Source organism: Pseudomonas floridensis (assembly GCF_002087235.1).
Lineage (GTDB): Bacteria > Pseudomonadota > Gammaproteobacteria > Pseudomonadales > Pseudomonadaceae > Aquipseudomonas > Aquipseudomonas floridensis.
This window is the reverse complement of the sequence record NZ_MUIO01000104.1, coordinates 1-10,176: the sequence shown is the minus strand read 5'-3', so window position 1 is coordinate 10,176 and position 10,176 is coordinate 1. Positions and strand designations below refer to the sequence as shown.

Sequence of the window (10,176 nt, the reverse complement as noted above, 5' to 3'; positions counted from 1 at the left end):
TCGGTGGTGTTTGCACTATCGCGTAAGGATGAAGCTCTGCTAGTGGGAGCGCGCCGGGCGGCGTTCCGCCTGCTCGCGAAGGGTGCAGATTGGTTTATCACGAAGATTGCCGCGTGTAAGAATGCGTTACTCAAATCAACCATGCTATTTATTGCTACCCCGAATCAGCCCGCGTAAGGCAAACCGGTTCGGGTGGCAAGCTTCGGCAACGCTGCGGGGCAGGGGGAGGGGTTCGTTGTCGAGCCAGGCGGCGAGCAGTTCGGCGGACAGCGGGGCGGTGATCAGTCCGCGTGAGCCGTGGCCGCTGTTGATGTAGAGGCCGTCGAGCCAGGGACAGGCCACGTCGGGCACCTGGCGCGCATCCTTTGCCAGCGCGGCAAAGGCGTCGAGAAACGCCTGCCGATCGGCCAAGGGACCGACGATCGGCAGGTAATCCGGGCTGGTGCAGCGAAACGCGGCGCGACCTTGCAGTTGTTCGGGTGGCAGCTGATTGGTCTGCAGGCGCTCCACGAGATCGTGGGAAATTTCTTCGAGCATCTGCAGGTTGCCCAGATGATCCGTCACGTTGGGTGTCAGATCGGTGCTATTAAAGTCGAAGCTCGCGCCCAGCGTATGTTCGCCGAGACGCGCCGGGGCGACGTAACCTTCGGCGCAGACTACCGTGCTCAAGGCCTTGCTGGCCGGTGTTTCCGGCAGGCGGGTGATCTGCCCGCGGATGCGTTTGAGTGGCAAATCGGCGCTTTGCGCGAATTGTTTGATGTCCGCCGCGCCAGCGAGCACCACGACTGGTGCACTGTCGATCAGGCGTTCGTTATCCCACGCCTGCCATTGCCCATCGACCTGTCGCAATTGCAACGCTTCTTGATGGCCAATCAGCCGAATATTCGGGTGCCTGGCCTGTAAATCGCACAACGCTGGTGGATTGACCCAGCCGCCTTCCGGATAAAACAATCCGCCGCTGGCCAATTCAATGCCGCTGTGCGCTTCGGCGGCAGGTCGGTCCAGCAGGTGCAGCAATGACTCAGGAAAGGCATCGGCCAGTTGCGCCTGACGCCTGGCCTCCTTGTCGTCGAAGGTCAGTTGCAGCACGCCGCAGCCGTCCCAGTCGATGCCGCGCTGCAGGCGTTCAAGCAGACGACGGGTGTGCCCGAATCCACTGAGAATCAACTGTGACAACGCCGTGCCATGCGCGGACAGTTTCAGGTACAGCACGCCTTGCGGGTTGCCCGAGGCTTCCTGCGCCGGGGCAGCGTGGCGCTCCAGCAGGCTGACCTGCCAGCCTCTGTTCGCCAGGCTCTCGGCCGTGGCGCAACCGGCCAGTCCGGCACCGATCACCAGCGCCATGCGCTCACCTTGCACTACTGGGGGACGGGCAAACCACGGTTTTGCAACGGGTGCGGGTGGGGCGTCTTCCGGCCAGGCGATGAACGTGCCGCGCAGCACTTCCCATTTATGCCCGATGCCCGGCACCCGTTTCATCTTGAAGCCAGCCGCGTTCAGCGCACGGCGCACCCAGCCGGTGCTGGTAAAGGTGCCGATGGTGGTGTCGGTCGTCGACAGGCGTGCCAGTTCGGCAAACAGTTCCGGTGTCCACATTTCCGGATTTTTCGCCGGGGCGAAGCCGTCGAGAAACCACGCGTCGATCTGACCGTCCAGCTGCGGCAGCATGTCCAGTGCATCGCCGATCAGCAGGGTCAGGGTGATCCGCCCCTGATCGAACACCAGCCGCTGAAAGCCTTCGTGTACCGCGACGTACTGAGCGAGCAACGGTTCTGCGAACTGCGCCAGTTCCGGCCACAACGCCAAGGCGCGTTGCAGATCGGTGCGGCTCAACGGGAATTTTTCGACGCTGATGAAATGCAGTCGTGCGCCGGGCCGGGCGCACTCATCGAACAGTTGCCAGGCGCAGAGGAAATTCAGTCCGGTGCCAAAGCCTGTTTCGCCGATGATCAGGCGTCCATCTTCCGCCAGGTCGGTAAAACGACGACGCAGATCGTTCTGAACCAGAAACACATGGCGGGTTTCGTCGAGACCGGATTCGGTCGAAAAGTACACATCGGAAAACGTACGCGAATGCGGGTTGCCTTGGTCGTCCCAGTCGATCTGGGCGTGGCGGGTAATGGTCATGTTCGGCTCAGCAGGGGCAATCACGGCATTTTAGCCGTCTGCGCGGATAAAAGCGGTATTGCTGTTGCAGCGATTGACCCATGGCGGCAATCGGTGGTCTTTATGTTCATCTGGGCTCACTTGGCCATCATCCCCGAGCCGTATCACATAGGGAGCAGTGCATGTTTGAATCCGCTGAAATCGGTCATGCCATCGATGACGAGACCTACGAGGCCGCTGTGCCTGCCTTGCGCGAGGCGTTGCTGGAAGCGCAGTACGACCTGCATGAACAGGCTGGCCGTCAGGTCATCGTGCTGATCAACGGCATCGAAGGCGCGGGCAAGGGTGAAACCGTCAAGCTGCTCAACGAGTGGATGGACCCGCGCTACATCGAAGTGCGCACCTTCGACCAGCAGACCGACGAAGAGCTGGCGCATCCGCCGGTCTGGCGTTACTGGCGGCAATTGCCCGCCAAGGGGCGCATGGGGATTTTTTTCGGCAACTGGTACAGCCAGATGCTGCAAGGCAGGGTCCATGGCCGGTTCAAGGACGCTGTGCTGGACCAGGCCATCAGTGGCGCGGAGCGGTTGGAGAAGATGCTCTGTGATGAAGGCGCGGTGATCTTCAAGTTCTGGTTCCATCTGTCCAAGAAGCAGATGAAGTTGCGCCTCAAGACGCTGAAGGACGACCCGCTTCATAGCTGGCGCATCAGCCCGCTTGACTGGCAGCAGTCCCGGACCTACGACAAATTCGTGCGTTTCGGCGAGCGGGTGCTGCGTCGTACCAGCCGCGAATATGCACCATGGCACGTGATCGAGGGCGTGGACCCCAACTACCGCAGCCTGACGGTCGGGCGGTTGTTGCTCGAAGGCATGCAGGCGGCGCTGAATAAAGTCGAGCCCGAGCCCAAATCGCAGAGCGCAGGCCCGGTGGCGAGCCATGATGAAGAGTTGACCCTGCTGGACAGCCTTGACCTGAGCCGGAGTCTGGACAAGGACGATTACAAGGAAGCGCTGATCACCGAGCAGGCGCGGCTGTCCGGCAATATGCGCGACAAACGCATGAAGCGTCATGCCCTGGTGGCGGTGTTCGAAGGTAACGATGCGGCCGGCAAGGGCGGCGCGATCCGTCGGGTGGCGGCGGCGCTGGATCCGCGCCAGTACGCCATCGTGCCGATTGCCGCGCCCACTCAGGACGAACTGGCCCAGCCCTACCTGTGGCGGTTCTGGCGGCAGATTCCGGCACGCGGCAAGTTCACCATCTTCGACCGGTCCTGGTACGGACGCGTGCTGGTGGAGCGGGTCGAGGGTTTCTGCAGCGAATCCGACTGGATGCGCGCCTATTCCGAAATCAACGACTTCGAGGAGCAACTCACCGACTTTGGCATCGTGGTCGTCAAATTCTGGCTGGCTATCGATGAGCAGACCCAGCTCGAACGTTTTCAGGAGCGCGAGCAGATTCCGTTCAAGCGCTACAAGATTACCGAGGACGACTGGCGCAATCGCAACAAGTGGCCGCAGTACCGTCAGGCGGTCGGCGAAATGGTGGATCGCACCAGCACTGAAATCGCGCCCTGGACCCTGGTCGAGGCCAACGATAAACGCTGGGCTCGGGTCAAGGTCTTGCGCACCCTCAACGAAGCGCTGGAAGCTGCTTTTGCCAGGGACAGGAAGAAATGAACGTTATTGAGGGAGGCACTGAAACCTGAAAATCCGAGGGTCGTGGGACGGATGACGCGATGGGTCTCTTTCCATTGAAGGAAACTTCCTAGACGTCTAAAGCGTATTGCGCCGCCGGGGCCGGGTCCATACTCTGCGCCCTGTCGTCGCACGCCCTGTGGCGACCAAGGTAATGATTAACCTGAGTGACGTGCCCCTATGCCTACCCTCAATCCTGCTTCATCCGGCCTGTTTTCAATCAACGAGAACCTGGGTGCCGAAGATGCGCTCAACCATGCTTCGGACCTGCTGCGCGGGATCATTGCCACGGCGGGTGAGTCCGCCGACTGTTCCCAGACGGCCATGCGCGACATGACGCTTGCCGTGGTCCATCTGGCGCAGATGGCCAAGATTCTGGTGGACGGTTCGATCGACAGTATCGCCAGGCACTAAGCCTTTCCCGCGGCCTTGAGTTCAGGCCTTTTTCAACGCTCGCGCAGGGCTTCGGCCCTGGCTTTGAGCACCGGTTTGAGCAAGTAATCCATCACGCTTTTTTCTCCGGTAATGATGTCCACGGTAGCGATCATGCCGGGGATGATCAGCAGCGGTTTACTGTCGCTGCCCAGATGATTGCTGTCGGTACGTACCTGAATCAGGTAGAAACTGTTGCCCTTGTCGTCGGCCACCGTGTCGGCGCCGATCAGTTCCAGTCGCGCCGGGAGTCCACCATACAGGGTGTAGTCGTAGGCGCTGAACTTGACCATGGCTTTTTGGCCCGGATGCAGAAATGCCACGTCCTGGGGGCGTACCTTCGCTTCGATCAACAGGTTGTCTTCCAGAGGCACGATTTCCAGCAAATCACTGCCGGGCTGTACCACGCCACCGATGGTGTTGACCTTGAGCGTCTTGACGATACCGCGCACTGGCGACTGCACCGTGGTTCGGCTCATGCGGTCGTCGATCGCGATGCGGGTGGCGCCGATTCGGGCCAGGTCATTGCGCTTCTCGTTCAGCTCACGCGCCGCGTCGGCACGAAAGGCCAGCTCCGATTCCTGCCCCCGGCTTCTGAGCTCGTTGATTGCCGCCTCGGCCCTCGGGATAGCCAGGGTGTTGGCGTTCATCGAACCGCGAATCTCGACGGCATTGCGCTTGAGTCGCAGGATTTCCACGGGGGAGACCGCCCCGGAGCCGACCAGCGGTGCCGACATGTCCAGCTCCTGCTGGACCAGCGCCAGACTGCTGCGAAATTGCTCCTGTTTGGCGCGAAACTCTGCCAGCTCTTGGGTCTTCTGCCGCAATTGCTCGTTGAGTGTGCGCTGTTCGCTGAGCAGATGTCGCTGTCGGGATTCATATAGCGCCTGCTCGTCCGCGGCCACCTGCGGCGCGCTGGCGATCACATCCGGCGGCAGTGTCAGGGCTCGACCTTCGGCTTCGGCCGCCAGGCGTTCCACTTGTGCGGTCAGGGTCAGGCGATCCACCTCGCTTTCGCCGCGGCTGGACAGAAAGCGCGTGTCGTCCAGGCGCAACAGGGTGTCGCCCTTGCTCACCACCTGACCTTCGCGCACGAAGATCTCGGTCACGATGCCACCTTCCAGATTCTGAATGACCTGCACCTTGCTTGACGGGATGGCCTTGCCTTCGCCAGTGGTGACTTCTTCGAGCACCGCGAACCTGGCCCAGAGCAGGGCGCTGAACAGCAGCCCGGCGCAGGTCCATACCGTGAGGCTCATGGTGGGTGATGAAGGATCTGCCAGCGCCGCAGATCGATAGGACAGAAAAGGGCGTTCGACGTGAGGGTTGCCGGACAGGGTCATGTGCGTTTCTCCTTCATACCGGCGTCTGGCCGTTGCGGCCTTTGCGCAGTGCATCGAGGACAGCGTCCTTCGGGCCGTCGGCGACCAGCTTGCCGTTGTCCAGCACCAGCAGGCGGTCGACCAGGCTCAACATCGACAGACGATGGGTGACCAGCAGCAGGGTTTTGCCGGGTATCAGGCGATGCAGATGCTGGCGCAGGTGTTCTTCGCTGGCGTTGTCCATGTGGCTGGTGGGTTCATCGAGCAGCAGAATCGGCGGATCCAGCAACAGTGCGCGGGCCAGCAGCACCGCCTGACGCTGCCCGCCGGACAGCAACTGACCGCGCTCGCCCACCGGACGATCGAAGCCGCGGGGATGCCGCAAGGCCAGTTCGTCCACGCCGGTCACTCGTGCAACCTCCAGCATTCGCGTGTCATTGACGTGTCGTGCGCCCAGGGTCAGGTTATCGCGCAGGCTGCCTGCCAGCAGCGGCAGGTCGTGGGAGACGTAGCCGATCTGTTGACGCACCTCGCCGAGGTCCAGCTGTTGCAGGTCCAGATCGTCGAACAGCACCTGGCCTTGGTCAGGGCAATGAAAGCCTGTCAGCAACCGCGCTAGGGTACTTTTGCCCGAGCCGCTACGGCCAATGATGCCGACCCGTTCTCCGGGCTCCAGACTGAACTGCAGTCCGCTCAATGCGGCGGCACCCTTGGGTTCATGAGTAAACCGCAAGTCGTTGACGCTCACTGCGCCCTTGAGCGGTGCGGCGTTCAGCGGACGGCGCTGGACATCGTGCTCCTGGGGCAGGGCCATCAGCGCGTCAGTGCTTTTCATCGTCAGTTGTGCCTGCTGATAGCGGGTGATGAGGCCCGCGACCTGTGCCAGCGGCGCCAGCACCCGGCTGCCGAGCATGTAAGTAGCGACCAGCGCGCCGACGCTCAGGTGCCCGCCAATGATGCTGTAGACCCCGGCGATCAGCGTGGCCATCCCACAGAACTGCTGGACGAACAACGTACCGTTGCTGGCCAGCGCCGCAAGCTGGCGGGCGTGATTGTCCAGGCGGGTCAGCGCGCCGTGAGTGCTTTCCCACTGATGCTGGCGTTCGTTCTGTGCATTACAGGCCTTGAGCGTCTCCAGCCCGCCGAGTGTTTCGATCAGCAACGCTTGTCGCGCCGCACCCAGGCTCAGGCTTTTCTGCACGGTGTCAAGCAGGCGGACCTGAATCGCCCAGGCGAAGGCGACTGTCAACGGAAAGGCCAGCAGCGGAATCAGCACCAGCCAGCCGCCCAGCAGACCAATGACCGCCAGCATCAGAATCGCGAACGGCAGGTCGATGAGGCTGGTCAGGGTCACGGCGGTGAGAAACTCCCGCAGGCCCTGAAAGTCATGGATGCTCTGTGCAAAGCCGCCGACTGTAGCCGGGCGTGCCTTGAGGTGCATGCCGACGATGCGCTCGAACAGAGTCGCGGACAGGATCAGATCGGTCTTGCTACCTGCCTGATCCAGCAGCCGGGCGCGGATCACGCGCAGGCCCATCTCGAACAGGGTGCCGATCAGCAGGCCGACGGCCAGTACCCACAGAGTGGCCGTGGCCTGATTGGGCACCACGCGATCGTAGGTCTGCATGACGAACAGCGGCATCATCAGGCCGAGCACATTGATCAACAGGCTGGCGAGCAGGGCGTCACTGTACAGGCGGCGTGACAGCTTCGCGGTGTCGCGAAACCAGGACGTCACCCTTGGCAGCAGGGGTGCATTCAACTGTTCCAGCTCGTGGCGCGGGCTGGCGAACAGCGCCTGCCCGGCGTAACGATGTGCAAGATGTTCGCCATCGATCCATTGCTCGCCGCCTTGAAGCTCAGAGGGCAGGATTAATGCACGGGCGTTTTCATCGCGGCGTACCAGCACGGCACAGCGCTGGTCCTTGAGTAACAGCAGCGCCGGCAGATTCAACGAGTCGATATCGGCCAGTTCGCGCCGCAACCAGCGCGCCTGTAGCCCTGCGCGAGCCGCCGCTCTGGTAATCAGTGACGGATCGAGACGCTGACCGGCCATCGGCAGGCCCGTGGTCAGGCTGGCGCGACTGTGAGGGGAACCGTGCAGACGACAAAGGATCATCAAGCCGTCGAGCAACGGATCTTCGACATCGTTCGGTGCTGCGGTCGACGTCACGGCATCGGGGGTGTCCAGACTGTTCAAGGGCGTGCTCCCGGTCGCGGCCTATTTGAGTTCGGGCAGGCGGGCTTCGCTCTGCACGTCGGTCAGCGCCACGGCTTCGGCGGGCAGCACCACGCGCTGTGTGCGCAGCAATTCGCCTTCGCTGGCCAGCACGCGGTACATGGCCAGTTCCTCGGTGTAGCGCACTTCGGTGTAGCGTCGGCTGGCGTTGTACAGCTCGTTTTCACTGTCCAGCAGGTCGAGCAGGCTGCGCTGCCCGAGCCCGAACTGGTCCTGATAGGCCGTGCGTACGCGGGTGGTGGACTCGACGTACTCCCGGGCAATAGGCGTCTGCTGGCGCGCGTTGCTCATCGCGTTCCAGGCCAGTGACATGTTTTCGTTGAGCATGCGCAGTGCGTTGTTGCGAATGTCCAGCGCCTGACCAGTCTTGTGTGCGTTGGAGCGCATGCGCGCCCGGTCGCGGTTGCCGTTGAACAGGTTGTAGTTCATTACCACCGCAGCTCGCCATTCGTTGTCGTGACCGCGCTCGCCTTGCAGGTTGTCATTGGCGCCGACTGCCAGTTCCGCATCGAAGCGCGGGTAAAACGGTGCCTTGGCGATCTCGTACTGTTTTTCAGCCGCTTGCACATCGGCCTGCGCCGATTTCATATAGGGATTGTTGAGCAGCATGCTCTGCTGCGCATCGCTCAGGCTCAGCGGGATTTCGCCTTTGATCGATGGCGGAGATTCCAGCTCGTCCGGCAAGCGCCCCACGGCACTTTCAAAGTTGGCTTCGGCGTCGGCAAGGTCCACCTGCGCGGTATGGAAGTTGTTTTGCGCCAGCGCCCGGCGTGCCAGCGACTGGTCACGGTCGGCCATGCTGCCGACGCCTCGTTCGCTGCGCAGGTTTATCTGATCGTTGATGCGCAAATGCGCCTGTAGATTGTTCTTCGCCAGTGTCAGCAGTTCACGGCGTTTCAGCACTTCCAGGTACACCTCGACGGCACGCAACGCCAGGCTTTGCGAGGTGCCCTGTACGTAATACGCCCGGGAATTGACCACCGCCTGAGTGCGTCCGACTTCGTTGGGCGTATTGAAGCCATCGAAGAGCAACTGGCGTAGACGCAACTCCGACCGGGTGTAATTCAACGCTTGGGTATCGTGACCGTAGAGTGCTCGCGTGCTGGGGTTATCAGTCTTCTGCCGACCGTAGGCGGCCACGGCATCGACAACCGGCAGGTAGCCGCCTCTGGCCACGTTCAGTTCTTCGTCGGCGGATAACCGCCCATGTTTGCCAGCCTGGACCTCAGGGTGATGGTCGAGGGTGCTCTGGATCGCCTCGGTCAACGAGAGGGCTTGGGCTTGCGCACAAGCCACCGCCAGAACGACAGCACTGTAAAGCGGGGTTAAATCGCGCATGGAGGATGTCTCCCTGGGAAGATTCTCGGTCGCCATAAAAATGACGATATCGGTGTTTTCAGCCGTTTCAGGCATGTAACAACACAGCTAAGAACAACTTTGAGAAAACCTCAGACGCTTTTTTCATAAGCGTTATGCGAAAAAAAACTTATGCCATTTTTCCAATTCGAGCGATGGTTGATTGCATTGAAATACTAATTTTCAGCACGTTATGGGCCTTAATGATCCGATTTAAGATTTTTGACGGAATGTCGTCGACAGGTGTGCCTAAGCAGTCATGGTCTGTTCAACGACGAAAAATCTGCATGTCAGTATTTTGGCGATTACTTTTTTTCAGCACAGAGGCGTTACACACGGACAGTCGTAGAAACGTGTGGCCAGGCAGTGACAGCGCTGATCATCTCGACAGTGGAGCAACCTATGACGAGGGTCATCGGGACAGTATTCAGGGTAGTGGGCGAAGTCTTCGCGGTAGCGGACGACGGTTCGAAGAGACTGCTTGGCAGCACGGACCGGGTATTCGCCGGCGAACAGGTGCAGACCGGGTCTGACGGCAGTGTCGTGATCCGGCTTGAAAACGGTCGTGAGCTGACGATGGGTCGCGACAGCCGCGTGCTAATCGAGGGGGCGGTGCTCGAAGGGCAGGCACCTCACGTGGAAACCCTCGATCCGCTGACGCCCACGTTGGGGGAGGTGGCGTTCATTGATCCTGAATTGCTGAATGGGCCGGTCGGCGATGCCAGCGGCGGAGGGCACACGGTTGTGATGCTCAGTGAAGCCGGTGGCGAGGTCCTGCCGGTGGTCGGCTTTGCGACCGAAGGGCTGGTCATGACGCCGATTTTTCCCGAAGGTCGTGACACCTTTGCTCGTGGCAATGACGGTGCTTTGCCTGACGACGGGGTCCCATCGCCCCCCTTCACACAGCCACCCGTTACTGAACCGCCCGTTATCAATCCACCGATTACGGAGCCGCCGGTTGAGCCACCAGTCGAGCCACCAGTCGAACCGCCGGTCGAACCGCCAGTCGAGCCGCCGGTCGAGC

Annotated in this window: 6 protein-coding genes and 1 pseudogene; 3 read left to right on the top strand and 4 right to left on the bottom strand. The window is 61.3% G+C overall.

The features are described 5' to 3' along the window. Positions 1–144: 144 nt before the first annotated feature. Positions 145–2,127: a bifunctional tRNA (5-methylaminomethyl-2-thiouridine)(34)-methyltransferase MnmC2/FAD-dependent 5-carboxymethylaminomethyl-2-thiouridine(34) oxidoreductase MnmC1 gene (mnmC, locus tag BZK31_RS23405; RefSeq protein WP_083185668.1), complete on the bottom strand. Its 1,983-nt coding sequence runs from the start codon at positions 2,125–2,127 to the stop codon at positions 145–147. A 161-nt stretch (positions 2,128–2,288) separates the two neighbouring features. On the opposite strand from mnmC, the gene pap reads away from it, so the two are divergent. After that, the gene (gene pap, locus BZK31_RS23400) at positions 2,289–3,785 is read left to right on the top strand and encodes a polyphosphate:AMP phosphotransferase (RefSeq protein ID WP_083185667.1); all 1,497 of its coding nucleotides are present in this window, start codon (positions 2,289–2,291) and stop codon (positions 3,783–3,785) included. 198 nt (positions 3,786–3,983) lie between these two features. Next, positions 3,984–4,217 (top strand): DUF6124 family protein, encoded by a 234-nt coding sequence (locus BZK31_RS23395; protein WP_083185666.1) that lies wholly within the window; start codon positions 3,984–3,986, stop codon positions 4,215–4,217. A 32-nt stretch (positions 4,218–4,249) separates the two neighbouring features. Here BZK31_RS23395 and BZK31_RS23390 read toward each other — a convergent pair whose 3' ends face one another. The 3 genes from BZK31_RS23390 to BZK31_RS23380 all read right to left on the bottom strand — a co-directional run bounded on the left by BZK31_RS23390 (position 4,250) and on the right by BZK31_RS23380 (position 9,134). Beyond that, complete coding sequence (locus tag BZK31_RS23390) at positions 4,250–5,578, bottom strand: HlyD family type I secretion periplasmic adaptor subunit (RefSeq protein WP_083185665.1); 1,329 nt, start codon at positions 5,576–5,578, stop codon at positions 4,250–4,252. A gap of 13 nt (positions 5,579–5,591) precedes the next feature. Continuing rightward, complete coding sequence (locus tag BZK31_RS23385; protein WP_244182721.1) at positions 5,592–7,676, bottom strand: type I secretion system permease/ATPase; 2,085 nt, start codon at positions 7,674–7,676, stop codon at positions 5,592–5,594. A gap of 102 nt (positions 7,677–7,778) precedes the next feature. Further along, positions 7,779–9,134: a TolC family outer membrane protein gene (locus BZK31_RS23380; RefSeq protein ID WP_083185664.1), complete on the bottom strand. Its 1,356-nt coding sequence runs from the start codon at positions 9,132–9,134 to the stop codon at positions 7,779–7,781. 420 nt (positions 9,135–9,554) lie between these two features. On the opposite strand from BZK31_RS23380, the pseudogene BZK31_RS29545 reads away from it, so the two are divergent. After that, a pseudogene (locus tag BZK31_RS29545) lies at positions 9,555–10,176 on the top strand (retention module-containing protein); the annotation flags it as partial.